General features: G+C 65.7%; 20 protein-coding genes. 7 read left to right on the top strand and 13 right to left on the bottom strand.

Features of this window, described 5'->3' with window-relative positions; translation table 11 throughout:
* Positions 1–4: 4 nt before the first annotated feature.
* Both E3T46_RS16065 and E3T46_RS16060 read right to left on the bottom strand, forming a co-directional pair.
* The gene (locus E3T46_RS16065; protein WP_134579311.1) at positions 5–1,264 is read right to left on the bottom strand and encodes an exonuclease domain-containing protein; all 1,260 of its coding nucleotides are present in this window, start codon (positions 1,262–1,264) and stop codon (positions 5–7) included.
* A gap of 291 nt (positions 1,265–1,555) precedes the next feature.
* Positions 1,556–3,028: a sugar porter family MFS transporter gene (locus E3T46_RS16060; RefSeq protein WP_134579310.1), complete on the bottom strand. Its 1,473-nt coding sequence runs from the start codon at positions 3,026–3,028 to the stop codon at positions 1,556–1,558.
* A gap of 253 nt (positions 3,029–3,281) precedes the next feature.
* Between E3T46_RS16060 and E3T46_RS16055 the strand changes: the two genes are divergently transcribed.
* Together E3T46_RS16055 and E3T46_RS16050 are read left to right on the top strand one after the other, a co-directional pair.
* Complete coding sequence (locus tag E3T46_RS16055; protein WP_134579309.1) at positions 3,282–4,283, top strand: 2-oxoglutarate and iron-dependent oxygenase domain-containing protein; 1,002 nt, start codon at positions 3,282–3,284, stop codon at positions 4,281–4,283.
* A gap of 186 nt (positions 4,284–4,469) precedes the next feature.
* Positions 4,470–4,694 carry a hypothetical protein gene (locus E3T46_RS16050; protein WP_134579308.1) on the top strand — a complete coding sequence of 75 codons (225 nt, stop codon included), beginning with the start codon at positions 4,470–4,472 and terminating at the stop codon, positions 4,692–4,694.
* A gap of 35 nt (positions 4,695–4,729) precedes the next feature.
* On the opposite strand, the gene E3T46_RS16045 is transcribed toward E3T46_RS16050, so the two are convergent.
* The 4 genes from E3T46_RS16045 to E3T46_RS16030 all read right to left on the bottom strand — a co-directional run bounded on the left by E3T46_RS16045 (position 4,730) and on the right by E3T46_RS16030 (position 10,237).
* A complete protein-coding gene (locus E3T46_RS16045) occupies positions 4,730–5,848 on the bottom strand; it encodes a pyridoxal-phosphate dependent enzyme (protein WP_134579307.1) in 1,119 nt (372 codons plus the stop codon).
* A 426-nt stretch (positions 5,849–6,274) separates the two neighbouring features.
* Entirely contained in the window at positions 6,275–7,459 is a 1,185-nt protein-coding gene (locus E3T46_RS16040; protein WP_134579306.1) for an acyl-CoA dehydrogenase family protein, read from the bottom strand.
* Positions 7,460–7,472: 13 nt separating this feature from the next.
* Positions 7,473–8,732 carry a beta-ketoacyl-[acyl-carrier-protein] synthase family protein gene (locus E3T46_RS16035; protein WP_134579305.1) on the bottom strand — a complete coding sequence of 420 codons (1,260 nt, stop codon included), beginning with the start codon at positions 8,730–8,732 and terminating at the stop codon, positions 7,473–7,475.
* On the bottom strand, positions 8,729–10,237 hold the full coding sequence (locus E3T46_RS16030; RefSeq protein ID WP_134579304.1) for an AMP-binding protein: 1,509 nt from the start codon (positions 10,235–10,237) through the stop codon (positions 8,729–8,731). Before E3T46_RS16030 ends, E3T46_RS16035 begins: the two co-directional genes overlap by 4 nt.
* An 824-nt stretch (positions 10,238–11,061) precedes the next feature.
* Between E3T46_RS16030 and E3T46_RS16025 the strand changes: the two genes are divergently transcribed.
* A complete protein-coding gene (locus tag E3T46_RS16025; RefSeq protein WP_134579303.1) occupies positions 11,062–11,976 on the top strand; it encodes an oxygenase MpaB family protein in 915 nt (304 codons plus the stop codon).
* Positions 11,977–12,199: 223 nt separating this feature from the next.
* Here the strand turns inward: E3T46_RS16025 and E3T46_RS16020 are convergent, their stop codons facing one another.
* Positions 12,200–13,477, bottom strand: coding sequence for a M18 family aminopeptidase (locus E3T46_RS16020; RefSeq protein WP_134579302.1), 1,278 nt, complete (start codon positions 13,475–13,477; stop codon positions 12,200–12,202).
* Positions 13,478–13,525: 48 nt separating this feature from the next.
* Complete coding sequence (locus tag E3T46_RS16015; RefSeq protein WP_134579301.1) at positions 13,526–14,263, bottom strand: hypothetical protein; 738 nt, start codon at positions 14,261–14,263, stop codon at positions 13,526–13,528.
* A gap of 531 nt (positions 14,264–14,794) precedes the next feature.
* Between E3T46_RS16015 and E3T46_RS16010 the strand changes: the two genes are divergently transcribed.
* From E3T46_RS16010 to E3T46_RS15995, 4 genes are all read left to right on the top strand, one after another.
* Positions 14,795–16,933 (top strand): DEAD/DEAH box helicase, encoded by a 2,139-nt coding sequence (locus tag E3T46_RS16010; protein WP_134579300.1) that lies wholly within the window; start codon positions 14,795–14,797, stop codon positions 16,931–16,933.
* Positions 16,934–17,064: 131 nt separating this feature from the next.
* Positions 17,065–17,853: an amino acid ABC transporter substrate-binding protein gene (locus tag E3T46_RS16005; RefSeq protein WP_134579299.1), complete on the top strand. Its 789-nt coding sequence runs from the start codon at positions 17,065–17,067 to the stop codon at positions 17,851–17,853.
* A 12-nt stretch (positions 17,854–17,865) separates the two neighbouring features.
* The gene (locus E3T46_RS16000; protein ID WP_134579298.1) at positions 17,866–18,534 is read left to right on the top strand and encodes an amino acid ABC transporter permease; all 669 of its coding nucleotides are present in this window, start codon (positions 17,866–17,868) and stop codon (positions 18,532–18,534) included.
* Positions 18,521–19,387 carry an amino acid ABC transporter ATP-binding protein gene (locus E3T46_RS15995; protein ID WP_134579297.1) on the top strand — a complete coding sequence of 289 codons (867 nt, stop codon included), beginning with the start codon at positions 18,521–18,523 and terminating at the stop codon, positions 19,385–19,387. Before E3T46_RS16000 ends, E3T46_RS15995 begins: the two co-directional genes overlap by 14 nt.
* Before the next feature lie 165 nt (positions 19,388–19,552).
* Here E3T46_RS15995 and E3T46_RS15990 read toward each other — a convergent pair whose 3' ends face one another.
* The 5 genes from E3T46_RS15990 to E3T46_RS15970 all read right to left on the bottom strand — a co-directional run bounded on the left by E3T46_RS15990 (position 19,553) and on the right by E3T46_RS15970 (position 25,407).
* Positions 19,553–19,849 (bottom strand): hypothetical protein, encoded by a 297-nt coding sequence (locus tag E3T46_RS15990; RefSeq protein ID WP_134441689.1) that lies wholly within the window; start codon positions 19,847–19,849, stop codon positions 19,553–19,555.
* On the bottom strand, positions 19,846–20,175 hold the full coding sequence (locus E3T46_RS15985; RefSeq protein WP_092451242.1) for a hypothetical protein: 330 nt from the start codon (positions 20,173–20,175) through the stop codon (positions 19,846–19,848). The genes E3T46_RS15990 and E3T46_RS15985 overlap by 4 nt, the downstream gene beginning before the upstream one ends.
* A 346-nt stretch (positions 20,176–20,521) precedes the next feature.
* Positions 20,522–21,073, bottom strand: coding sequence for a hypothetical protein (locus E3T46_RS15980; protein WP_134579296.1), 552 nt, complete (start codon positions 21,071–21,073; stop codon positions 20,522–20,524).
* Between the two features lie 129 nt (positions 21,074–21,202).
* Positions 21,203–24,229: an SMC family ATPase gene (locus E3T46_RS15975; protein ID WP_134579295.1), complete on the bottom strand. Its 3,027-nt coding sequence runs from the start codon at positions 24,227–24,229 to the stop codon at positions 21,203–21,205.
* Positions 24,226–25,407 (bottom strand): exonuclease SbcCD subunit D, encoded by a 1,182-nt coding sequence (locus E3T46_RS15970; RefSeq protein ID WP_134579294.1) that lies wholly within the window; start codon positions 25,405–25,407, stop codon positions 24,226–24,228. The genes E3T46_RS15975 and E3T46_RS15970 overlap by 4 nt, the downstream gene beginning before the upstream one ends.
* Positions 25,408–25,567: the final 160 nt, after the last annotated feature.

Genomic DNA, 25,567 nt, shown 5'->3' with positions numbered 1-25,567 from the left:
CGCGTCAGCGCACGCCGATCAGCGAGCGCAGCCCGAACTCGGAGACGATCGGGATGCCGTAGTCGCGGGCCTTGCCGGTCTTTCCGGTGAACGACTCCGGGTTGGCGGCGACCAACAGCCGGGTGCGCATCGTGACCGCCGTGCCCAGAGACAGTCCGCGGGCAACCAATTCTTTGCCCCAGTCGGCGCGTGCGCGGGCCATGTTACCGGTCAACACGACGATATCGCCGCGTTCCAGCAGTACTTCCTCGATGGAGGTGACCGGTTGACGCGGCGCCAAGGCGGGCGTAGCCAGCGCGGTCGCAACGACCTCAGGGGCAACATCGAGCATGCGGGCGACGGCGATCAGCTCGGCCGAATCGGCAATGCTCAGCGCGCCGCTCGACCACGCGACGCGCACGAGGTCTTCGAAGTAGCTGCGGTGCAGGGCGGTGCAGTCGGTCGGGCTGATCCCGCTGACTTCCGCCTGTATGCGCAACTCACGCGTGTCACGCGGCAGAAGCACGCGATCAAGCAGACACAGATCGAGCAGAGCGAGATAGTCGAGGTGCTCCTCCGGGCCGGTGTAGTCGGGCAGCTTCACGGTCACCCTGGCGAGAAAACTCGGCGTCGCCAGGACATCCGTGGGTGTCGGGTCGCGGTGCACCCAGACCGGCGCAGTGCCGACCGGCGCAGTGCCCGTGGTTGCGCGCGGGAGGGCCGGCCAGACATTCAGCGCGGCCCGGTCGAGCGCGTCGGTCCACGGGGCAGCGCTCGGCGAACCGTGCAAATAGGCCGCCAGCAGGCTCGCACCGGCGACGGCCTGCACGAGTGCTCCAGGGCCGGGCTCGATCTCAATGTCGTAGGCCGCGCAGCAATCCACCAGCAGTCGTCCGGCACCCGGCAGGTAGCTGCGGGCCAGTTGCATGGTGCAGACAGCTTCGAGTCCGCGTCCGGGGGCGTAGCCGATCTGGTCGAACTCGCTCATCAGAAAGCCGGTGACGAACTGGGCATTGTGGGTGACCAGCACTCGTCCGCTGAGCAGATCGACCAGGCGCGGAGCGATCTGGGCAAACGTCGGTGCGCGCAGCAGCTCGGCCGTGCTGACGCCATGGTTCGTCGCGCCCCCCACGTTGCTTTCCGGGTTGACGACAGTCTCCCACCGCGCAGTAATGTGACCACCCTCGTCGAGGTGCACCACGGCGACCTCGACGACCCGGTCCCGTTGGTACGGGAACAGTCCAGTGGTTTTCAAACTTATAACGGCGTATCCACGTTCGGGCATGGTCACACTCCACAATCTTGTGTTGTGAAGTTATCGACAAACCGCCGGCTGTGCGAATTCCCCTTCGGGGGCTTGACGCGTCGCCTGAACTACTATTTTATGCGCAGTGGGTCTCGTCGCGTGGCCAAAAACTGCTCAGGCGTTGGGTCTAACCCAGTACGGCCGAGACTGAATGCTGCAGGCGCGAGCGGACGCTGCTCACGCGTCCGGCAGGCCAGGCGTGCGAGCAGCTTTCGGGCGCGCAATCACAAATTTGCAGCCACGACAGCGGGCTGGGCGACGGCGCCCGGGCTAGCTTGCCGGGGCGGCGGCCGCCTTCTTCGCCGAGTTCTTCGGCGGCAGCAGGGTATCGGCCTCTTCGAGGGACATACCGTTCGTCTCGGGAACCTTGCGCAGCACGAACCAGAACGACAACCCGGCGAACAGGGCATAGAGGCCGTAGGTGATCGGCAGTGAGGCATCCGCCATCGGGGGGAAGCTGACTGTGATCAGGAAGTTCGCGATCCACTGGGCCGCCGCGGCGAGCCCGAGTGCCTTGGCCCGAATCGAGTTCGGGAACATCTCCCCGAGCAACACCCAGACCACGGGACCCCAGGACGCGCCGAACGAGATCACGAACAGGTTGGCCGCAACGAGCGCGATCGGCGCCCACGCCCCCGGCAGGCTCAGCTCGCCACCCACCGTCACCGACTGGCTGAACGCGATAGCCATGGTGGCGAGCGACACCGTCATGCCGATGGAACCGGTGAGCAGAATCGGTCGCCGTCCGATCCGGTCGACCAGGGCGATCGCGACCAGGGTGACCAGGATGTTGGTCACCGAGGTGATCACCGAGATGGTCAGCGAGTTGGATTCTTCGAACCCGACCGCCTCCCAGAGGGTGGTCGAATAGTAGAAAATCACGTTAATGCCAACGAACTGCTGGAACACCGACAGTATGATACCGACCCAGACGATCGGCTTCAGCCCGAAGGTACTCCCCCGCAGCGAGCCCGATTTCTGGGATCGCGCGTCGACCTCGATCGACCGTCGCATGTCGCGAATCTCGCGATCGACGTCGCCGCTCGGCCAGAGCCGGGTGAAGACGGCGCGGGCATCCGCTTCTTTATCTTTCAGAATGAGAAAACGCGGGGATTCCGGCAGGATGAACGCGATTCCGCCGTAGACGATGGCCGGAACCGCGCCGGCCAGGAACATCCAGCGCCAGGCTTCGAGGCCGAACCAGAACTCGCTGCCGGCGCCGCCGGCGCTCTCGGCGAACAGGGCATCGGAGAGCAGAGCGGTGAAGATTCCGAGGGTGATCGCGAGCTGCTGCAGCGAGCCGAGGCGCCCACGCATCTGACGCGGCGAAATCTCGGCGATATAGGCCGGTGCGACAACGGATGCGAGACCGATTCCGAGTCCGCCGACCACCCGCCAGATGATCAGGTCGACGACGCCGAAGGCGAAGCCGGAGCCGATCGAGCTGACCAGGAACACCACGCCGCCGACCACCATCATGGGGATGCGGCCGTAACGGTCGGCGAAGCGCCCGCCGAAGAACGCTCCGGCCGCGGCGCCGATCAGCGCGCAGGCCACGGCGAACCCGGTCAGGGTGGCGTTCAGCCCGAATTCCTGCTGGACCGCGTTGACGGCCCCGTTGATGACCGAGGAGTCGAATCCGAACAGAAACCCGCCGAGGGCACCGGCGATGGCCAGCGCGATGACCTTTCGGTTCGTGCTCGGAATGCCGCGGTCGGTCGTGGATGTCGTGCTGTCGGTCAAGTGCCGCCCCCTGAGTCAGGTGACCCGCGCTGTACGCGCGCGTCTGGTGCATCGATTGTGCAACCTGACTAGCCTACTTCGGGTGCCACTCGTTCCTGAAGTCCTGCCCTCAGCCTTCGCCGATGTCCGCGTTCCGCTGAGTGGTGCTACACCGCGCACATCCAAGCGAATGTCAGCCGACACTTACAACCCTGTCTCAGGCTCGGAGGCGCAACGATTCGCGGCGTGGCCTGCTCGGTGCCAGACTTAGACCATGGTGTTCTCACTGCCGATCCTCGATTTCTCTCAACTCGACGCTGGCGAAGCCGAAGCTGCGGTATTCCGCGCCGAACTCCTGCGCGTCACCCACGAGGTCGGGTTCTTCTACCTGACCGGCCACGGTGTCGACCCGCAGCTGACGAAAGAGCTCCTCGCCGTCTCCCGCAAATTCTTTGATCTGCCGCCCGACCAGAAACTCAAGCTGGAAAACATCCACAGTCCCCAGTTTCGCGGTTATACCCGCGTTGGCGGGGAGCTCACCGCCAACGCCGTTGACTGGCGTGAGCAAATCGATATCGGAGTAGACCGCGAGCCCGTGCCCCTCGCCGTCGGAACTCCAGACTATTGGCGCCTCGAGGGCCCGAACCTCTGGCCGGAGTCCTTGCCCGAGCTGAAGACCGTCGCCCTGCGCTGGAATGAGGAGCTGAGCCGCATCGCGCTTCGCCTGCTGCGCGCCTGGGCACTCGCCCTCGGCAGCCCCGAGAGCGTCTTCGACGCCGCTTTCGCCGAGAACCCGTTTCTCTTGACCAAGATCGTGCGCTATCCCGGCCAACCGGTACGTGCCCAGGGTGTGGGCGAGCACCGCGACGGTGGAGTTCTCACACTGCTGCTCGTCGAACCAGACAAAGACGGCCTGCAAGTCGAGCACGATGGCGAGTGGATCGACGCTCCCCCGCTCGACGGCGCCTTCGTCGTGAACATCGGCGAAATGCTCGAACTGGCAACGGATGGCTACCTCAAGGCGACCCTGCACCGCGTTTTCTCCCCTGAAGACGGGTCCGACCGCATCTCCGTGCCGTTCTTCTTCAACCCTTCACTCGACACCGTAATGCCGCGACTGCAGCTCGACGAGAGTCTGACTCGCGAGGCCCGCGGGCTCTCTGCCGACCCGACCAACAGCCCCATTCTCGAGACGACCTACGGTGACAACGCCCTGCGCTACCGCTTACGCGCCCACCCCAACGTGGCTGCGGCCCACCACGCCGATCTGATCTAACCCCAGATAACAGATGATGCCCGGGCCGAGACAACCGTCATACGCGTTACCTAAACCGTCTACTCGATGATGACCTCCTTCCGGGTCTGAATAGCATTAGAGCACTAAATCCCAAGGTGAGCTGCTGCGGATATCTCGGACAGTGGGCCCTCTTAAAATGAGGGTCTACTGAAAGTAGAGATCAGCATGACCGCAGCACGTAGGCGTTTCACCCAGGAGTTCAAAGACGATCGGAAAGTCCCGCTGTCCTGGGCCGTGACCCTGCACAAACCCAGCCAGGGCCGTTTCGACGAGCGGATGGCTCGGACACTGGGCTCGGTCCACGGCTGGGTGCAGACCATCACCGTCGCCAGCTGCATCGTAGTCGCCGTCGTCGCGCAGCTTCGACTGGACGTGCTGAGCCACCTGTGACGGGCATCCGGCTGGCCTGACCCGGATCCCTCGGCTCAGATCGGATTTGCCGAGCGGCTTTCTGTACTCAGCAGCACGACCACGGCATCGGAAGTCAGCGACGCTGCGGTGCGTCTGCCCGGATCGCCTGCGATTGCGCGCATCGCCGCCAGGGACGACGCGCCGCACGGGCCGGCGTCCACCCCGAGCAGCTCGAGGTCGTGCACAGCGCGCCGCGTGTCGTCCTCCGAGACGGTGACTGCGGCATCCAGGCCGTCGATCAAATATGGCCAGGAGTTGCTCGACGGCGTGCCGCAGTTGAGGCCGGCCATGATCGTGTATGAGGTCGGCACTGAGGTGAGCGTACCGGCTTGCAGCGAGACGATGACGGATGGTGCGTTCTCGGGTTCGACGCTCAGCACTGTCGGAGCCGCGGCGACTCCATCCGGTCGCGAGCGATAGTGGCGGATGGCCGCCTCAGCCAGGGACCCGACACCGACGGGAACCGTCACCAGGTCGGCGAGAAGCCCCAATTCCCCCAGCTGCGCGTCAGCCTCACTGAAGATGGTCGAATAGCCGTCGACGATAAGCTGCGGTACCTGCTCATAGCCGGGCCAGGCGGTGTCCTGGATGTGGAGTGCACTCTCCCCCGCCGACTCGACATAGGCGCGGGCGGCAGCCACCACGCCGTCGTACGGTGCGTCCACCCCAAATACCCCCGCACCCTCCGATTCGATCGCCGCCCAGGGGAGCTTCGACAGGTAGTTCGAGACGAAGATGCGCGCGGGCAGGCCGAGCAGCCACGCCATATGGGCGACCGCGCGTCCGTGGTTGCCGTCGGTCGCGGCGACCAGGGTGAACGGTGCCTGCGCGGTCAGCCGGTCGCGCAACTCGTCCAGCGGAAGCGCCGCATCCGGCGACCCTACCCGAGCCGACAGCACGCGCGACACCGCGTACGACGCGCCCATCATCTTGAACGCCGGCAGGCCGAATCGGAACGATTCGTCTTTCACGAAGGCACGGCCGACCCTCAACTCGTCGGCCAGGGCGGAAACCTCCGTGAGCGGGCTCGGCCGGTAGTCGGGCAGGCTGCGGTGGAATTGCAGGATCGAGTCGCCCACAGCATCCGTTCGCCACCGCCTGGCGGCCGGGTTGGAGTAGAAATTGTCAGTCATGCTACCTCTACTTTTCCTAAAGAGTTCGTTCCGCAATAGTCGATGATGACGCCGTGGAGCACGCGGGTAACGGTCTCCAGAGACTTGCGCTCGTATGGTGAATTGAGACAGAGATAAGAAGAATCTGTTTCATGACTAATCGTCTAAAATTCACTCCTTCCAGTTCCAGTCCGAGTTGAGTCGACTTCTACGTTTGCTGTTGGTGTCTCGGAGGTCGGCAATGAAATTCACGTTCTCCCGTGGGTTGGCTGCAGAAGAGTCGCGGCCATCGTGATGATCGTGATTTTTCCGGCCCTGTTCGTGCCGAGAATGCCACGATCTCGTCCGGTTTGATCTAACCGGGGGAGATTGCACCCAGCCGCAATCGAGTTGCCAGGACAATGGAATGACCAGCGAACAGGGATCAGCTTTGGCGGACGAAGCCCGTCAGTCAACGGTGGGCTCGTCGAGTAATGCGGCCGCGTACATCGGCCGGGCGGCGTCGGCACTCGGCGGATGGAACAGTCCGGCCGTAGCATCCCGGAACAGGCGGTTAAGCTCGGTGCTGTTGTTGAATCCGCTGCCACTTGCGCACATCAGCGCGGTCTCGGTCGCGTGCCGGGCCACGTTCGATGCGTTGATGCGTGCGCTGACCAGACGCAGCGGCCAGCCTGCGCCGTGGTCGATGAGGTCGTCGAAGTCGCGAGTGTAAGCGTCCAACTGCGCGGGCACCGCCATGTACGCCATGAGGGCGTCGGCCAGGCGTGCCCGGAACTCCGGCACCTGGGCGTAGGTAGTGCCGTTCTTGGCCGACTTCCGGCTCTTCAGCCCCGCGGCGCCCAGATCCAGCGCACGGCGCGCGACACCCGTGTACACAGCCCCGATCAGCAGTTGAAAGTTACTCGTGATCGCGAACGTCAACAGATCGGGGTATCGCCCCGTCGGAATTCTGCGAGCGACCTTCTCCGGCCGCATCCGCACGTTCTTCAGGATCGTCGCACGGCTCTGCGACGCGCGCATACCGAGCACGTCCCACTGGTCCGACACGCTGATGCCCTCCGCGCTCCGCTCGATGAACCCGTACACGAGCCTCGGGTTGTCGGCATCGGTGCTGTCCAGCCCGTGGGTGATCAGGCGCGTCCATACCGGCGACAGTGAGGTGAAAACCTTCACCCCGGTCAGCAGGTAACCGCCGTCCTCCTGCGGCTGAGCAACGGTGTTCGACCCCTGCAGTACCCAGTCGTTGGCTGGCTCGCTCACCCCGAACGCGAAGATCTCACCGGCCATCACCTCGTCGAACACGTACGTCAGCGACCGGTCGCCGCGCTCGAACATCGCACGTACAACCCCGACGCACATCAGGTGCATGTTGATAGCGAGGGCCGTCGCGGGCGCTGCCGTGGCCAGACGCTGCTGCAGCCGAGATACTTCGTTGAGGCTCAGACCTGCGCCGCCGAACTCCTCCGGCACAAACAGGGTGAGATAGCCTTGCGCTGTGAGCTCGGCGAGGTCCTCATCGAAGAAGCGGTTTTCCCGATCGTAGATGTCGGCCCGCGCGCGGAAACGGCCCAACAGGTCGTCGGGCAGGTACGTCGAGGCCAGCTCTGCGTGTCGGGTTTCCCGATCTGACATGTCTGCTCCGTCGTCATGCATTGGCGCGTCTGATCAGTACCGCGCCGTTGTGGCCGCCGAACCCGAACGAGTTCGACAGCACCGTATCAACACGCTGTCGGCGGGCCTTGCCGGCCACGATATCCCAGCCCGCGAACTCGAGGTCGTCGAGGTTGCGAGTGGGCGGTAATACCTCGTCACGCAACGACTGCACGGCGATGATCGCCTCCACCACCCCGGACGCGCCGAGGAGGTGGCCTGTGCTGGACTTGGTTGCGCTGATCGGGATGCTGCGAGCTCGATCACCGAGCGCGGCATCCATCGCGTTCAGTTCGGCGGCATCACCGGTCGGTGTTCCGGTGCCGTGTGCGTTGATGTGGTCGACGGCATCTGGCGTGACGCCGGCGTCGGCAAGGCAGACTCGCACAGCTTGCGCCGCTCCTCGACCTTGTGGATGCGGTGCGGTCGGGTGGTACGCATCGCTGGCCGCCCCGAAACCGGCCAGCTGGGCTAACACGGTAGCCCGGCGGGTGCGCGCGCCCTCCTCGGACTCGAGAAGGATGGCAGCGGCCCCGGCCGACATTACGAAGCCGGAGCGTGCCCGATCGAAGGGGCGGGATGCGGCGGCGGGATCATGCTCGTACCCAGCTGCCAGGGCGCGTATGTTCGCGTTCGATGCGAGATTTACCGGGTTCAGGCAGTCCTCGACACCGACGACGAGGACTGCGTCGGCGTAGCCGTGGCGGATGCGACGCAGCGCCTCCCCGAGACCGATCGCGCCGCTCGCGCACGTCGCCGATACGCTCTGTGCCGGCCCGAATGCCTGGTAGCGCTGGCTGAGTAGGGCCGCCGCTGCGTCGGGTACACCGTAGATCGCGAGGGTCAGTGGCACTGCTCGGGGGCCGCGCTCGTCGAGGGCGCGGGTGGCGTGCTGCATGGCGTTGACCGGTCCGGAGCCCGTGGCGGCGATCACCGCGAATCGGTGCGGGTCCCACGGCATCTCGCCGGTTCCGGGCGTCCAGCCTGCCTGCGCCAGTGCCTGGTCAGCGGCCGCGACGGCCCAGTGTTGGCTGCGGCTCAGCCGACGGGCAAGGCTCGGTGCGAGGACGCTGGATACCTCGAACCCGTGCACTTGTCCGCCGATGCGCACGGCCAGGTCGGCGAATTCGGGATCGTCAAGTGTCGTAATGGCGCTGCGGCCGTGGCGGACGGCATCCCACATCGTCGGCACATCCAAGCCGCTCGGGGTGATCGCCCCGAGCCCGGTGATGACCACGCGGCGCCGATCGCTCACAGCCGCACGGCCTCTCCCCGCGCGACGAGCTGCGCGGTGGCGGCGCGGCGAATCTTTCCGCCGATTGTGCGCGGCAGCCGCTCGACCCAGTACCAACGGCGTGGGACGAATTGCGGGGCCAGGTTGTGCCGCGCGTGGGTGAGCAGCTGGCCCTTGTTTGGTGTTTCACCCTCGATGACGAGGGCGATGACCGTGCCCAGCCGTTCGTGAGGAAGCGCCACGGCGCAAATCGCGCCTAGGCGCGGCAGTCCCTCGAATGCGCGTTCCACCTCCGGTAACGCCACCTTGTGTCCGCCGGTGACGGCGATGTCTCCGGCGCGGCCCACCAGAACCAACGCACCGTCGACCAGCCGGCCGTGGTCATGTACGGTTGACCAGCCGTCGGAGCCTTTCAGAACGGCATTTGTCGTACCGGCGATGTAGCCGTCGGAGCAAGCGGCGGCCCGGATCCACAGCGTGCCGGGCTCGCTGTCGGGCAGCTCGGCGCCATCCTTGTCGCGAATACTCGCCTTGACACCATCGTAGATGTTGATAGTTGTGCCGTCACCGTCACGGCTGTCACCGATGAACCCGATCTCAGCTGCACCGTAATAACTGATCAGCCGCACATCGGGCAGCACGTCGGCCAGACCCGCACGAAGAACGGCGGGTAGATTCGCGCCGCCAGTGACGATCAGTTCGAGCTTGGTGAAGCGGGCGGGGTCACGACGGGCGGCATTCACCAGTGCCTGCACGACGGCAGGGACCGTAACGACGCGGGTGATCTTTTCGTCGGGGATGCGCGCGGCCATTTCCAGCGGATTGAACACGTCCGCCATGTGCGCGCTGCCTCCGGAGGCGAGGCACTCGATCAGCGCGTAGAGGGTGAGGCTGTACGACACTGGGCCGGGCGCGAGCGTTGCGACGCCGGGCCATGGTTCCAGGTGCGCACTGGAGATCGCGAAGTTCTCGCGGTACTGGTGCCGCGTCTTCAGGAATGCCTTGGGGTTGCTCGTCGTGCCCGATGAGAACAAGAGGAGGAAAGGCTCGTTGCCGTGCCGCACCGTCGGTGCTGCCGCCGCCGTGGCAGATGCCTCGCACTGCATGAAGTCGGCCAGCGGCTGGATCGTACCGGTCCAGCCGCGCGCGGCGAGGGCATCCGCAAGGTCGGTAGCATCACTGATCACCACACCGATTCCCGTGGCAAGAATGACGCCGACCCTGTGCTCCAGCGGCCACCGTGGGTCGATAGTCGCCGACACAGCGCGGAACCCCGCGAGCCCCGCAATGATGCGTGCCGTATGGAACGCTGATGCGATGCTCACAGCCGTGATCGGGATGCCGCCGGTTTCAGCGGCGGGTACCGGCGGCGTGTGCTGCCTCCGGTGAAGCTCCTCCACGGCGGCGAACATGTACCGGGAATTCTCAACGAGTTGCGCATACGTAAGCCGAATATCAGCTGCAACGATCGCCAGCTGGTCCGGATACTGCTCGGCGACTTCCAGCACGGTCCGCGTAATCGGCACCCGCGACCTCCTTGCGCGACCACGCCCTGGATCGATGCGATCAGTCTAATCCCCACCTAATCCTCAATCGACCGGTCTGCGTGGGTTGTGGCGGCGTGGTGACCCGAGAGTTCTGCTCTGACGGTCAGGCTCGATCCGGCTCAGCGCAGCTGATTAGAGCAGATCGTCACCGACCTGCTCGAGCGGGTCTGGATTTTCTAGTCCGAAGATTCCGGATGCGAAGACGGTTGATCGCCGCCGGCAGTACGACGACGCTCGTGGTGAAGACGGAGTGGCGTTCTGGTTCGCTGAACACCAACGGTCACACTGCCGCGCTGGGAACCCGTTCGGCGCCGTCCCCGGCCCGGCCACCTCACCCACTAGCAGTGCCGGATGCCACCGCCTCATCAAAGAATTCGGGGCGCGGATCATCACCGACGCGACCGACGCCGCCGAACTGTAGGAGCCAAGGTCGGCCAGCCTTCGGGCTGGCCGGCGAGGGCCGTGTCGACACCCAGCCCGACGAAACGTGCACTGTTACCCGCTATGCCGACAGCAACGCCTAACCGAGGAGACTCATCATGACCATCACCCAGCTCCGCGCCCTCCGCATCGGCTTTCTCACGGAGCTTGAACCTACTTTCATTGCGACGGTTGACCTCGCTGCGGTGGCTCATGGCCAATCGTCGCCACCACCACCACCAAGGACGGATTCGACAGAGCCTGCAACCCATACCGCGACAGCACGACAAACTCAACGTAAGATCCGCAGAACTCGCGATACGCAACGCCAGCGCTGCCGCACTCGCGGCGAGCGTCCAGCAGCGCAGGGCTACCATCCGAAGATGGGCAAATTTTTGGACAGCTGGCGCTCGCACCTTCTGGTGACGCTGTCGGGCAACAGCGAAGGCCGGCCGAAATGGGTCGGCCAGATCGCGACGGGCGACGACGCCGGGTACTTCGGCCCGGGCAGCGCGGCCTGGGCGGTGCACGGCGGAATGGCGACCATGGTCGCCGGCATTCGGGCCCTGCTCATGCAAACGCTGCACCCGGGCGCGATGGCCGGGGTGCACGACTGGTCGCGCTATCACGAAGACCCGCTCGGCCGCCTGTCGGGAACGATTCAGTGGCTCGTCACCGTGACCTTCGCGGACACGGTGGTGGCTCAGCGCGAATCGGGCCGGGTGGCTCACTTTCACGAACGCGTCGCCGGAACCTACCTCGATGCGCGGGGCCAGGAACGGCCGTACACCGCGGGTGACCCCGAGCTTCTCTCGTGGGTGCACGTGGTCTTCACCGACGCCTTCCTGCAGGCCCACCTGCTTTGGGGCGACGCCATTCCCGGCGGTGCCGACGGCTACGTCAACGAATGGGCCACGGCCGGCGAGCTGATCGGCGTGCAAAATGCTCCACATTCGGCCAGTGAACTCGCCGCCCAGCTTGAGGCCTTTCGCAGCGCCGGAACCCTGAAAAGCGACGCCCGCGTGGCCGAGGCGGTGCGATTCATCCGCTACCCGCCGCTCAGCCGTGGCATGCTGCCCTTTTACCGCATCATGTTCGCCGGGGCCGTCGCCTCGATCCCCCGCGAGTATCGCGACATGCTCGGTCTGAAACGCTCCCGACTGCCCTCCCTCTGGGCCACCCGCCTCGTTCTGGGCGTCGTGCGCACCCTGCTCGGCCCTTCGTCGACCTCAGAGGATGCTGCCCGCGCACGTCTGGCGCGCATCACACGCACCGACCAGCTCGCTCCCGAGACGTAGCCTCCGCTCGGGCCGCGATCGACTATTGCTCGGTAAGATCAGGCCCTGGCGCCGGAAGGCATTCCACAAACCGTGATCGAGCACTGCGGTAGTGACTTCATCGGCGTGCAGATTGACCTCGTCGGGGCGGGCGACAGCGGATACACCATCGCCCCAGCCCTCGCCCTATCAGCACCCGCTCCTGACCCAGCCCTCGAATGGGTGCCGTCCGGACCGGGTCCGGTTACGCCTCGGGCACGAAGAACGCAGCCGTAGCCGCGCTGAGCGCTTGGGGATCGTTGACGTGGCAGAGTTCCCGCGCTGAGTGCATCGACAACAACGGCACGCCAACGTCGACGACGCGGATGCCGAGCCGGGTCGCGGTCAGTGGTCCGATGGTCGAACCGCAGGGAACCTTGTTGTTGGAGACGAATTCCTGGTACTCGACGCCCGCCTGGGCGCAGGTGCGCGCCCACAGTGCCGCGCCATGGGCATCCGTTGCGTAACGCTGGTTGGCATTGATTTTAAGCAGCGGGCCGCCGCCGAGAATGGGCGCGTTCGCCGGGTCGTGGCGCTCGGGGTAGTTCGGGTGCACGGCATGTCCGGCGTCGGCGGAGAGGCACCAGGACTCGGCGTAGGCCTGCAGCCGCTCCGAAACGGATGCGCCGAGACCGGCGCCGATCCGGGTGAGAATGTCATCGAGCAGCGGCCCGCTCGCGCCGGAGCGGGACTGCGAGCCGAGCTCTTCGTGGTCGAAGGCGGCCAGCACGCTGATCGGGCCGGTGGTGTGCTCGCTCGTCAGGATCAGGGCGCGCAGCCCGGCGTACACCGAGGTGAGGTTGTCGAGGCGCCCGCCGGCAAACAGCTCCTGGCCGAGACCGAACGTCGCCGGAGGGTTGGTGTCTGCGGTGAGAATGTCGTAACCGGCGACATCCGCTGCCCGAAGACCGGCCAGACTGGCCAGATGAGCCAGCAGGTCGGCCTCGGCGGCATCGCCGACGCCGAAGACCGGCGTGAGGTGGCGTTGCTTGTCGAGGGTCAGGCCGTTATTGACCTCGCGGTCGAGGTGCACCGCGAGCTGCGGGATACGCAGGAACGGTCCGGTGCGCACCAGATGCTCAACGCCATCGCGGGTGACCAGCCGGCCGGCGAGCTCGAGCTCGCGGTCGAGCCAGGAGTTCTGCAGGGGCCCGCCGTAGACCTCGACGCCGGCTTGCAGCCAGCCGTGTGCGCCGATCGTGGGCTTCGGCTTGAGCTTGAACCCCGGGGAGTCGGTGTGCGCGCCGAGGATGCGGAACGGCGTGGTGGGCCCGGCGTTGGCCGGCTGGGACCAGGCGATCACGGCGCCGTCGCGCACGACGTAGCAACGCTCTGCAGCATCGATCCAGTTGTCTGACTCGCTCAGCCGGGTGAAACCGGCCGCGTCGAGGCGCCGGGCCACCTCGGCTGCGGCGTGGTACGACGACGGAGAGGCTTGCAGAAAAGCAGTGAAATCGGTGATGTAGTCGGGCGTTGCATCCATTCCTCCATCCAACCACTCGGGCCGGGCAGCGGATGCCGTGGGCGTGATCTACCCGGCGACCGGCGCCTCGGATTGCAGGGCCGCTCGGGCGAAGGCCGCGCCGCCAACGGTGACAGCGCTGCGGTCGCCGTGCCAGGCATCGGTCTGCTCGAACACGCTGAGCCGGTTGAGCAGGCGCCACTTGGTGTCGACGAGGTGCCAGACCGAGTCCGTCGTCGGTTCCTGACCGTCGGACTGCACCCAGCCGAGTGAGCCGAGCGCGCGCGCGAGGGTCACCAGATAGTCTTCGCGTCGGTCCAAGCCGCGGGTAGCGACGAACAACAACAACAGTCGGGTGGCGTCGCTGACTGCGGGAGTGCGGCTGTGATGAATGGTGCGGGCGAGGTGCCACCACAGTTCGCGCGGATTCCCGGCAAGGGCGCGACCCTTCTTGGTGAGCAGCAGCATCCCCTTGCTGATGCGCAGCAACCCGACATCGCGCAGGTGCCCGCGCAGCTCCTGCAGCGGGCTCAAGTGGACTTCGCGGTTGACGCTGATCGGCCAGCCCCAGTCGAGTGCGGCGGCTGCCTCCACCACGACGGCCGGCGGCAGGTGTCCGGCCTGAGTCAAACGGATGCCGTCGGTGCCGACCCGGTTCAAAATCCACTGCGCTTGCGCGACCATGCGTGCCATGGCTCGTTCCTGCAACAGGATCGGGTCTTTGACCCGGGCCTGGCCGATGAGTCGGCGAAAACCGACGACCGCCTGTTCCGGCAGCCGCGTCTCGATCTCCTGAATCACGTTCACCCACCGAGCCTACTGAGCGATGTCGCTCAAAACTGACGGATGCCCCGCGACACGCACACTGGACCGGTGTTCGAGAATCTATCGCGCGGGTTCTGCGGCTGCTTGGTCAGCGAATCGTTGTGGTGCTGCCGGATCGACCGGCCCCTATCCGCAGTGGTGGGACTTCACCAGCAGTACAACGCCGAGCCCCAGCCACCACAGCATTCCCAGCAGGATCAGTGCCAGGGAGGCAACCCAAAGAAACCCGGGAAGTCGATACCTGCTGCCGTCAGGAATGGACCAGCCATGAGCATCACGAGCCGGAGGCCGGCGACGAATCCCAGGACGCATAACCAGATCGGAAGGGCGCGGGAGCGTGCCCCCGCCACACAGATACCCACCGACCAGAGTCTAGCGATGACAGAACAGTACGCGCACGGACGCCCGACCGGAATGGGCTTTCCCGGCGATTTTCAGTGCGTCGAGCAGCATTCCGCGCCCGCAAACCCGAGGGCGGGCGGGACTGTCGGTGGTATCTGGCACCCTTGAAGGATGACCGACACCCGCGCATCCGCTCTGGCCATTCTGCGCACCCTGGTTGGTCGGGACGACGCCTCCTGGCACGACGGCCAGTACGAGGCGATCGAGACCCTGGTCGACCAGCGCCGCCGCGCACTCGTCGTGCAGCGCACCGGGTGGGGCAAATCGGCCGTGTATTTTGTGGCGACCCTGCTGCTGCGACGCCAGGGCGCCGGCCCGACCATTCTGGTCTCGCCGCTGCTCGCACTGATGCGCGACCAGGTTGCCGCGGCGGCGCGAGCCGGGGTACGAGCGGTGTCGATCAACTCGTCGAACGCGCACGAGTGGGCCGACGTGCTGCGTCAGCTCGATGCCGACGAGGTTGACGTGCTGCTGGTGTCGCCCGAACGGCTGAACAATCCGTCTTTCCGCGATGAGCAGCTGCCCGCTTTGATCGCCCGCGTCGGCCTGCTCGTGGTCGATGAAGCACACTGCATCTCGGACTGGGGCCACGACTTTCGCCCGGACTACCGTCGCCTGCGCGACCTGATCGCCCAGATGCCGACAGGGGTGCCGGTTCTCGCAACGACGGCGACCGCCAACAGCAGGGTCGTGCAGGATGTCGCGGAGCAGGTGGGTATGGTCGCCGCTGGTTTTGGTGCCGGCACTGGCGCCGCAGAGGTCGTCACGATTCGCGGCCCGCTCGCCCGTTCTTCGCTGCGCCTCGGCGTGCTGCGCCTGCCCGACTCGCGTGCTCGACTGGCCTGGCTGCTCAGCCACCTCGGCGATCTGCCCGGTAGCGGCATCATCTACACCCTCACCGTGGCGGCGGCCGAAGACACCGCCCGGCTGCTGCGTGAGGCCGGCCACGCGGTGCGCGCCTACACCGGGCAAACCGATACGGCTGAGCGCGAAGAGTCCGAGGGGCTACTCAAGACCAACCAGGTCAAGGCGCTCATCGCCACGAGTGCCCTCGGCATGGGATTCGACAAACCCGACCTCGGTTTCGTGCTGCATCTAGGGGCGCCTTCCTCCCCCGTCGCGTACTACCAGCAGGTGGGACGTGCCGGTCGCGCCACAGCCTCGGCCGACGTGCTGCTGTTGCCCGGCACCGAAGACGAGGCGATCTGGCACTATTTCGCGACCGCTTCGATGCCCAATCAGGCCAAGGCGCTCGCCGTGATCGGCGCGCTCGAAGCTGCCGGCGCACCCCTGTCGACGCCAGCGCTCGAGGCCAGGGTCGACCTTCGGCGCACCCCGCTCGAACTGCTGCTCAAGGTGCTCGACGTCGACGGCGCCGTGCACCGGGTCAAGGGCGGCTGGCAGTCCACCGGGCAGCCCTGGGTCTACGACTCCGAACGCTACGAACGCATCGCCGCCGCGCGGCTCGGCGAACAGCGGGCGATGCTCGAATTCGAGAGCACCACCGGCTGCCGCATGGAATTTCTGCAACGCGCCCTCGACGACGATACCGCCGTGCCCTGCGGCCGCTGCGACAACTGCCAGGGCTCCTGGTATCCGGTCGACCTGGCCGAGGGAGCAGCCACCACGGCCGCGCAATCGCTCGACCGGGTGGGCGTCGCGATCGACGTACGCGCCCAATGGCCCACCGGCATGAGCAGCCTCGGCGTCGCGGCCACCGGCAAGATCCCCCTCACCGAACGCGCCGAACCCGGCCGCGCGCTGGCCCGGCTGACCGACCTCGGCTGGGGCGGCCCCCTGCGAGATCTCTTCGCCACCGGTGCAGCCGATGCTGCCGCACCGCCGGCCATGCTGGCCGCCTGCGTGCGGGTGCTGGCCGAGTGGGGGTGGGCCGATCGACCGGCGGCTATTGTCTCGATGCCGTCGCGGCAGCATCCGCTTCTGATCGATTCGGTGGCCCAGTCACTGTCCGAGGTCGGCCGGCTGCCGTGGCTCGGCGCCCTGGACTGGGCGAACGGCGGGCCGACCGGCGAGCCGGGCGGCAACAGCGCCTACCGCTTGTCGAGCGTCTGGGACCGATTCTCGGTGGGGCCTGACCTCGCCGAAGCGCTCGCACCGTTCGCCGGGAGCCCTATTCTGCTCATCGACGATCTGGCCGACAGCCGGTGGACCGTGACCGTGGCGGCCCGCGTGCTGCGCCAACACGGCGCCTCGTCCGTATTGCCGTTCACTCTCGCACTGCGCTCGTAGGCCGTTATCGGGCGTAACCGGAATAATTGGGGCTTGCGGCTCCTTGTTATTCGGTGTGAGCCGCTCTCCGCGGTATCCGCACCATTTTGGGGCAGCACGACCCCCACCGAGTTTGATAGGCGTTCCTTTTCATGAAGTTTAGATTCATCCCGGCCGCTTTGCTCAGTGTCGTCGCTCTCACCCTCACCGGATGCTCCGGCTCAAGCGCCACCGACAATTCGCTCAGCAGTGTGCTCGACGCCGGCACCCTCGTGATCGGCACCGAGGGAACCTACCGGCCGTTCTCGTTCCACGAAGACGGATCCGGCGAACTGACCGGTTATGACGTCGAAGTCGCTCGCGCCGTCGCCGCCGAGCTCGGCGTTGACGCCAAGTTTGAAGAAACCCAGTGGGACGCCATCTTCGCCGGCCTCACCGCCGGCCGCTGGGACACCATCGCCAACCAGGTGTCCATCACGCCGGAACGCCTGGACGCCTACAAGTTCTCCACGCCGTATACCTACTCCACCGGCGTCATCGTGGTTCCGTCCGACAACACCTCGATCACCTCGTTCGCGAGCCTCGACGGCAAGACCACCGCGCAGTCGTTGACCAGCAACTGGAACACCCTCGCTACTGAGAGTGGCGCCACTGTTGAGGGCGTTGAGGGCTGGGCCCAGTCGGTCGCCCTGGTCGAACAGGGCCGAGTGGATGCCACGGTCAACGACAAGCTGACCTTCCTCGATTACCAGAAGACCAACGGCGCCGACAACCTGAAGATCGCCGCCGAGACCGAGGCGCGCTCGGAGAGCGCGTTCGCCTTCGCCAAGGACGGCACGGCTCTGGCCGACGCCGTGAGCGAAGCGCTCGCCACCCTCAGCGCCGACGGCACGCTGGCCGAGCTCTCGGACAAGTACTTCGGCGCCGACGTCAGCCAGTAAACCGACACGTCGATGATCCAACCTGATTGGGATTTGTTCCTCAGCTCGCTGTGGCCAATGTTCGACGGCGCGGTGCGCGGCACGATTCCGCTCGCCCTGATGTCGTTCGCGATCGGGCTCGTGCTCGCGGTTGCACTGGCATTGATGCGGTTGTCGACCCGCCGATGGCTGTCCGGAATCGCACGCGGCTACATCTCGATCGTGCGCGGCACTCCGCTGCTGGTGCAACTGTTTGTGATCTTCTACGGGCTGCCGTCGATCGGCGTGACGATCGATCCGTGGCCGAGCGCTGTGGTCGCCTTCTCGATCAATGTGGGTGGCTACGCTGCCGAGGTCATTCGGGCCGCGATTCTCTCGGTACCCAAGGGCCAGTGGGAAGCGGCCTACATGATCGGCATGTCGCACCGTCGGGCTCTCACCCGCATCATCCTGCCGCAGGCAGCCCGGGTCTCGGTGCCGCCGCTGTCGAACACCTTCATCAGCCTGGTGAAGGACACCTCGCTGGCTTCCACGATCCTGGTCACCGAGCTGTTTCGTGAGGCGCAGCAGATCGCGGCTTTCAGCCAGGAGTTCATGCTGATCTACCTTGAAGCAGCCCTGATCTACTGGGTCATCTGCCTCGTACTCTCCACCGGCCAGGGCTTCGTCGAAAAACGATTGGACCGCTATGTCGCCCGCTGATCTCTCGCCCGGCTTTGCCGCCGGCGAAACGGATGCCGCTCCCCTGCTGCGCGTGCGAGGCCTGCAGAAAAGTTTTGGCAGCAACCGAGTACTGGAATCGGTGGACCTCACCGTGGGCCGTGGCCGGGTGCTCGCGCTGATCGGACCGTCAGGCTCAGGCAAGACCACCATTTTGCGCTGCTTGAACGGGTTGGAACTACCCGACGGCGGCACGATCGACGTCGCCGTCGCCAGCGCGAGTGACCGGGGTCCGGGCGGTTCAGCTGCCGGCCGGGGCGAGCGCTCGGCCGCACCGTTGACCATCGATTTTGCGGCGAAAACCTCACCGAAAGAGTTGGCCAGCCTGCGCGACCGGTCGGCGATGGTCTTCCAGCACTACAACCTGTTCCCGCACAAAACGGTGCTGCAGAACGTGATCGAGGGACCGGTGGTCGTGCAGCGACGCCCGGCCGCCGAGGTGACCGCCGAAGCACTCGCCCTCCTCGATCGGGTCGGGCTGACCGACAAGCGGGACAGCTTCCCGTTCGAGCTCTCCGGCGGCCAACAACAGCGGGTCGGAATCGTTCGGGCACTCGCCCTGCGTCCGCAGGTGCTGTTATTCGACGAGCCGACATCCGCTCTCGATCCGGAGCTGGTCGGAGACGTGCTGCGCCTGATCAAGGAACTCGCCGACGAGGGCTGGACCATGGTGATCGTCACCCACGAACTCGAATTCGCCCGAGAGGTCGCCCACGAGATTGCGTTCGTCGACGGCGGAACGATCGTCGAGCACGGCGACCCGAAACAGCTGCTGCGGCACCCGCAACATGAACGCACCCGCCAGTTTCTGCACCGACTGCTCAACCCGTTCTAGGCTGCGGGCGCTGAGCCGCCGACCGCGCAGCAGACACTGAGCAGAGCGCGGCGTGACCGGGGTCCGAACGGCCCGAGCAGCTGCCGCGGCATCCGCTACCCGCACGACCACGCCCGAAACGGGTAGCCGCTACGCCGGTTCGTTACCGCAGGGCGCGGGCGGGCGCTACGGGTGCGGCGTGATGATCACGACGGTGATGCGGTCGAGTCCTGGTCCGTAATGCCAGTAGATGCGACCGGCCGTGGGCGTGCGGTGCTCAATGTAGGAGTCCCAGACGGCCTCGCCCTTCTTGCCCGCGAGCGACACATATTTGTGCGAGCGCAGGGCCGGATCTTCGGGGTTCAGCTGCAGCCGACCGAGCGCGGTTCGCACGCGCTTGAGTCGGCCGACCAGTTGCGGTTTCGCTTCCAGCATGGAGAGTCCGGATGCCGCTTCCCGAGTAAGCAGGAGCGTAAAGCTCATGACCGGGGCTCGGCGGAGGCGTTCTCGTCCTCGAGCGGGTGGTCTTCCTCGGCGTACCGCGTGAAGTCACCGCCCTCACTTGTTTCGTCCTTGGAACTGTGCTCGAGGCCACGCACCAGAGCGGCACGAATGCCCTCGTCATCCCAGACCAGAAGTTCCCGGCGGGGAATGGACACGAGCGGCGTCAGAAGAATTTCACCCTCGGCATTCACCGCAACGGCATACCGATCATCACGGTGCACGCCGGCCTTGCCAAAAGCCATTCTGGAGCGCTCATCGGCGCTCACTTCGCCCATCGGAACGAAATCCGACTTCAGTTCCACCATGTCGTCACCCAATCATCTGGTGGCATTGACTCGCGAGGGTAAAACACCCTGGCAGGACATTGCCCGTCTGAAAAATGAGATTACCCCAGATTTACATGTGGGTAAACCCCTAGTCAGGACTTTCAGAAGATGTATACTCCGCACCCACAGAGGTCTCTCAGGGTTGGTGACGGCGAGTTCAGGCGCTGGTCGCAGACAGATCGCACGGTGAAATCCCACCGCACACAGAAAGATCAGTCCGGCCGGCAGGGCGATCGGACTGATCTAGACAGCATTAATATACAACGCCGAGGGCACCTGCTCAAGCACCAAAACATCTAGTGGCTGACTGTTCCGCCGGGAAAAATCACCGAGCCGAGGACACCACGGTCTGCAGATCACTCGAGCGCAGCGACCGGGATTCCCGCTTGGCGCGCGGCTCCGAACAAAGCGGCGTTTCGGCCCGCTCCAGCAGATAGCGCGTGACCGTGTGCCAGTCCGGAAACTTCGGTGTCAGAAACTTGATCAGCTCCCCCTCGAACCGGTCAGCACCGACGGCCATGCCATCGTCGACCAAAAAGTCTCCGCGATTCAAATGCTTGTGGTGCGAGAGGATCAGCCGCTTGTAGGCCGGACCGGTCGCATCCGCTCCTAAATGTTCCTGCACCCACTCCAGCTTGTGCTGCCAGGCACTCGCGTTGCCCCACGGCGCCATCGACAAAATATAGGTGTCAAAGGATTTTGCCAGGGTACGAAAGGCCTCTATCGCGCCGCTGATCGGTTCCATCCGGGCGAAAACGCCCGGCACCTCATCGAGTCTTTTTTCGTAGCGGCTGTATTCCGCGTTGGTCAGGCGGTCGATTCCCGATTGCACGTTGACGAGTGTGTTGTCGAGGTCGATATAGAGGATCTTTTTCATTCGGGCTCCCAAATGCGGCTCGCATCATTGCGGCAACGCTCCGATGGTGACAGGGCCACCCCAGATCGGCAATACCTGAAGACAACCTCGAAGACAACCTCGAACGATTGGCACGCCCAGCGGCGCCGGTCACCCCGTGGCGTCACCGCCCTCAATTTCGCTAGAGCCCCGATCGGTCACCACGATACGAAGAGTTGCGGGGATCTGCTCCTTCATGGAATCGACGTGACTGATCAGCCCGATGGTGCGGCCCCCGGCACGCAGGGAATCGAGCGTACTCATGGCCGTCTCGAGGGTTTCACCGTCGAGGGAGCCGAAGCCCTCATCGACGAAGAGGGTGTCGAGGGTGACGCCGCCGGCCTGCCCGGTCACGACCTCGGCGAGCCCGAGAGCGAGGGCCAAAGAGGCGAGAAATGTCTCACCGCCCGACAGCGAGTGCGTTGGACGGGCCCGTCCGGTGTATTCGTCGCGGATGGCGAGTCCCAGGCCCGACCGTGCCCCGCCGAAAGCCAGGGAGTCATCGTGTTCAAGGGTGTAGCGGCCGCTCGTCATGGTGAGCAGCCGAATGTTAGCGGCCGCCACGATCTCCTCGAGCTGCGCGGCCAGCACGTAATTCTCCAGTCGCATGCGTTTGGTGTTGGGTTCGTCGCCGTGCACGACGTCGGCCAGCTGACGCACCTGCTGCTGCATCTCGTGCAGCTGAGCGGATGCCGCGAACAGCGCTCCAACCCGGCGCACGATCGCCGAGAGGGTCCCGGTGCGATCGACCAGCGAACTCTGCCAGGTCAACGCGGCATCACGGGCCGTGCTCGCAGCGGCAGCGGCGGCCGCGGCCGGTAATACGTCGACGGGCTGGGTGGGTAAATCGGCGAGGTCGGGCTGGGCCAGGGTCGCGCGGGCTGCCGCCAGACCGTCGTCATGCACCCGCAGAGCTCTCGTGCGTCGCTCAATCTCGGGCTGGTCGAGCCGCGCGGCGAGCGCTGCTGCTTCATCGGTAAAGGCTTCCTCAGCCAATTGCGCGGCGAGGCGGCTCTGCGCGGCGTCTTCGGCTGCGCCGCACTCATCGACCACACTCAGTGCGGTGGCGAGGGTGCGGGCCTGCGTCAGTTCGTCGTGCAGGTGAGTGGCCTGGCTGCGCACACTGTCGAACTCGCCGCGTTGCGCGGCGATCCGGCCGAAGTTGGCCTCCCTCTGGCTGACCTTGAAGGCATGAGCGGTGCTGGCTTGATCGCATTGGCCGCGTAGTTGGTCGACGCTCGTGGCCGCCCGGGTCATCGTGGACTGCAGCTGAGCGAGCCGGGCGTGCAAATCGGGCAGAGTCGCGGTGGCCCGATCGGCCAGCCGGTGCGCCGCGGTTGCTGCGTCGTGCTCGGCAGTGATCGTGGCCGCGTCGCGGCCGCTGGTGAGGGCGCGGGCTTCAGCCAGACGCAGATCGACCGATTGCACCGCGTTCTGGGCCACAAGGAGCTGACCCTGCCGGTCGGTGACCGTGCTGCGCGCGGTGTTCAGATCGTGGGTGGTGACCGGATCATCGTGGCCGATGGCCGGCTGGGGGTGTGCCGTTGACCCGCACACCGCGCAGGCGTCCCCGGCGACCAGCCGGGTGGCGAGCTCAGCGGCGAATCCCGAGAAGCGACGAGCGAGCACGCTCTCGTAGTGCGCGGCCGCGTCGGCGTTGTCGCCGCTCGCGGTCAACTCGGCCTGCTGCGCGGTGAGCAGGACGCTACTGAGCCGCGTGACAGTCTGCGCGGCCGCCAGGGTAAGGGTGGCGCGGTCGAGGGCAATCATCGTGTCGGGCTGACGAGCAGCCGCGAGCTGTGCCGCGGAGTGCTCAGCGGCGATTGCCTCGATTTGTTCGGGCAAAGCATCGGCCTGGGCACGGGCAGCATCGAGCGCGCGAGTGCCTTCCAGCTGTTCGATCAGTAGCTCGGCGATCTCGTTGTCGAGCCCGGGGAGGGCGAGCTCGTCGGCGAGGGCATCTTCGAGCGCACCAAGGCGACCGAGCAGCCCGTCAATGACCAGCTGAAGCTGCCCGAGCGTTTCCGGGAAAGCCACATCCGATCGCGAACGACCTGCAGCACCCGCACCCGCAGTCTCGGCCGGGCGATCGCCCGCGCGCTGCGCCTGTGCGGCGGCGAGGGCGCTCTCGGCCGCCGCGAGTGCGCTGGCGGCCTCGTGGCGCGCCCGAACCTGCGGCCAGACTCGGGCCGCACGCGCGGCGTTTTGCAGATCGGAGCGCTCCCGCACGATGTCGTCCTGCCGGGAGTCGAGTGCGGCCAGAGCACTGGCGGCAGCGGATCGACGCAGCTGACGCTGCTCGGTCTGCAGCAGGGACCGGTGCCGGTCGGTCGCGGCGGTCAGTTCGGCCATGGTGCGCGCCCGCTCAATGGTCGCAGCATCGAGTTGCCCGGCGAGGTCGTGCTGGGCGGCGGCAAACCACCCAGCGGTTGGTGCGGCGAGCGGCCCCTCGTCGCGGAGCAGCTGCGCGGCAGCGGTCTGATCTTGCTCGAGGTCACGCTGGCTCGTCGCCAGCTGCTCATCCAATCCCTTGCGGCGCAGAATCAGCGCGGCCTCGAGCTGTTCGAAGCGGCCGGTGTTGAACAGGGTGCGCAGGACAGCGCGGCGCTCCTCGGTCTTGGCGAGCAGGAATCGTTGGAATCGATTCTGCGCGAGCAGTATCACCTGCAGAAACTGGTCGACCTTCAGCGGCAGAATGGTGTCAAGCTCGTGCCCGACGGCACCGGGCTTGGCCGCTATGCCGCGCCAGCCGCCACTATCGGAACCGTCGGCGTCGTCCAGAACCTGCAGCACGGCGGTCGGCGCGGCCGTGGTGACCCCGGCTTGATTCTTCTTGGGTCGTTCGTACGCCGGGCTGCGGCGCAGCCGATATCGGGACTGGTTGACGCTGAAGTCGAGTTCGACGAAGGTCGGGTCGCCAGCCTCGCAGTGGTCGCTGCGCAGCTTGAGTTCGCTGCCATCGAAGCGCGGCACCTGGTTGTAGAGGGCGAAACAAATGGCGTCGAGAATGCTCGATTTGCCGGCCCCGGTCTTGCCGGAGATCAGAAAGATGCCGTCACTGTCGAAGCGCTCGAAGTCCACGAGCTGCTCGTCTTTATACGGGCCGAACCCGGCGAGCCGCAACCGCAGTATCTTCACGAATTCACCGCCCGGGTGGACTGCTCGGTGAGTAGTTCGGCGACGAGCGCACTCTCAAATTCGGTCGGGCCGACGCCGTTGCGCACGAAAGAGAGGAAGCCCGCCACGATCTCGGGGTCACTCGTCGCCGCGCGAATGCGCTCGGCGTAGCTGTTATCGCCGGGGTCGACCCGAACCGCCGGGCGATGCTCGAGCGCCACCGCGTGCGCAAACCGGGCCTGCAGCGCACGCATGGCGTCGAGCGGCCGCACCTGATCGGTGAGGATGGCCTTCACCCAGTCGCCCTCGTTGTCGGCGTAGCTGGAATTTTCGAGCAGATCGGCGAGCTCGCCGGTGAGCACGGCCAGTCGGCGCGGCACCGGCAGGTCGACCCACTCGACCCGCCCGAGGCCGGAGGCATCCAGTTCGACCAGCCAGGCTCCCCGCGGTTTGCCAACCTCAGAGAAGGAGTAGTGCAGTGGCGACCCGGAATACCGTACGCGGTCGGTGAGGGTGGCCCGGCCGTGGATGTGCCCCAGCGCGACGTAGTCACAGCCGTCGAAGACGCTCAGCGGAACGACGTCGAGGCCGCCGGCGGTGATATCACGCTCCACATCACTCGCCGCCGTGGCCGGGGTCACTCCGGCAGCGAAGCAGTGCGAGAGCACCACGCTGCGCCCGCCGCCCGCAGCAAGTCGGCGCAGTGATCGGTCGGCCCGAATCTGCGTCATGGCGAAATTCAGGACCTGCTCATGCGTCTTCAGCAGCTCGCCGGGATGCAGATGTCGAATGAGTACGGGCTCCAGAAACGGAATGCCATAGAAGTGCACCGGCCCGTGCTCATCACTGATGGTGATCGGCTCGAGGTATTGCTCCGGACGGGTCACCACGTGGATGCCGGCCAGCGCCGCCCACTCGGCCTGAAAGCCCAGACGGGTGGCCGAATCGTGGTTTCCGCTGGTCATCACAACGGATGCCCCGGCCTCCTTCAGACGCCGCAAGACGCGAGTCAGCAGCGCGTAGCTCTCTTTCGAGGGCATGGCGGAATCAAACACATCGCCCGCCACGGCCACCACGTCGACGCCTCGCTCGCGCACCACCGCAACGACGGCGTCGAGCACGACCGCCAGGTGTTCGAGGGTCGAATGGGTGTGGAAGGTGCGCCCGATGTGCCAGTCCGAGGTGTGCAGAATCTTCATAGCAATCACGCTACCGTCGGCCACCGACACGGCCGACCGACAGCATCCGTTCCACCCGAATGAGGCAAATTCTTTGTTTATCTTGTTTTTTCTTGACAAACAAAAATAAACACAGCTAAAGTCAATGAAACCAAATTTATGTGACCAACGTCACTCATCG

Source organism: Cryobacterium sp. Hh11 (assembly GCF_004404045.1).
In the GTDB taxonomy this organism is placed as follows: domain Bacteria; phylum Actinomycetota; class Actinomycetes; order Actinomycetales; family Microbacteriaceae; genus Cryobacterium; species Cryobacterium levicorallinum.
Note: the sequence above shows the minus strand (reverse complement) of the source record. Positions and strands in the feature narration are given on the sequence as shown.

What these genes read in the sequence shown, in the direction of transcription:
- E3T46_RS16040 (WP_134579306.1), bottom strand. Translation starts at nt 7,459, where the DNA reads ATGTCAGATCGGGAAACCCGACACGCAGAGCTGGCCTCGACGTACCTG.
- E3T46_RS16055 (WP_134579309.1), top strand. Translation starts at nt 3,282, where the DNA reads ATGGTGTTCTCACTGCCGATCCTCGATTTCTCTCAACTCGACGCTGGC.
- E3T46_RS15970 (WP_134579294.1), bottom strand. Translation starts at nt 25,407, where the DNA reads ATGAAGATTCTGCACACCTCGGACTGGCACATCGGGCGCACCTTCCAC.
- E3T46_RS16005 (WP_134579299.1), top strand. Translation starts at nt 17,065, where the DNA reads ATGAAGTTTAGATTCATCCCGGCCGCTTTGCTCAGTGTCGTCGCTCTC.
- E3T46_RS15990 (WP_134441689.1), bottom strand. Translation starts at nt 19,849, where the DNA reads ATGAGCTTTACGCTCCTGCTTACTCGGGAAGCGGCATCCGGACTCTCC.
- E3T46_RS16065 (WP_134579311.1), bottom strand. Translation starts at nt 1,264, where the DNA reads ATGCCCGAACGTGGATACGCCGTTATAAGTTTGAAAACCACTGGACTG.
- E3T46_RS16020 (WP_134579302.1), bottom strand. Translation starts at nt 13,477, where the DNA reads ATGGATGCAACGCCCGACTACATCACCGATTTCACTGCTTTTCTGCAA.
- E3T46_RS16010 (WP_134579300.1), top strand. Translation starts at nt 14,795, where the DNA reads ATGACCGACACCCGCGCATCCGCTCTGGCCATTCTGCGCACCCTGGTT.
- E3T46_RS15980 (WP_134579296.1), bottom strand. Translation starts at nt 21,073, where the DNA reads ATGAAAAAGATCCTCTATATCGACCTCGACAACACACTCGTCAACGTG.
- E3T46_RS16050 (WP_134579308.1), top strand. Translation starts at nt 4,470, where the DNA reads ATGACCGCAGCACGTAGGCGTTTCACCCAGGAGTTCAAAGACGATCGG.
- E3T46_RS16045 (WP_134579307.1), bottom strand. Translation starts at nt 5,848, where the DNA reads ATGACTGACAATTTCTACTCCAACCCGGCCGCCAGGCGGTGGCGAACG.
- E3T46_RS15995 (WP_134579297.1), top strand. Translation starts at nt 18,521, where the DNA reads ATGTCGCCCGCTGATCTCTCGCCCGGCTTTGCCGCCGGCGAAACGGAT.
- E3T46_RS15985 (WP_092451242.1), bottom strand. Translation starts at nt 20,175, where the DNA reads ATGGTGGAACTGAAGTCGGATTTCGTTCCGATGGGCGAAGTGAGCGCC.
- E3T46_RS16000 (WP_134579298.1), top strand. Translation starts at nt 17,866, where the DNA reads ATGATCCAACCTGATTGGGATTTGTTCCTCAGCTCGCTGTGGCCAATG.
- E3T46_RS16025 (WP_134579303.1), top strand. Translation starts at nt 11,062, where the DNA reads ATGGGCAAATTTTTGGACAGCTGGCGCTCGCACCTTCTGGTGACGCTG.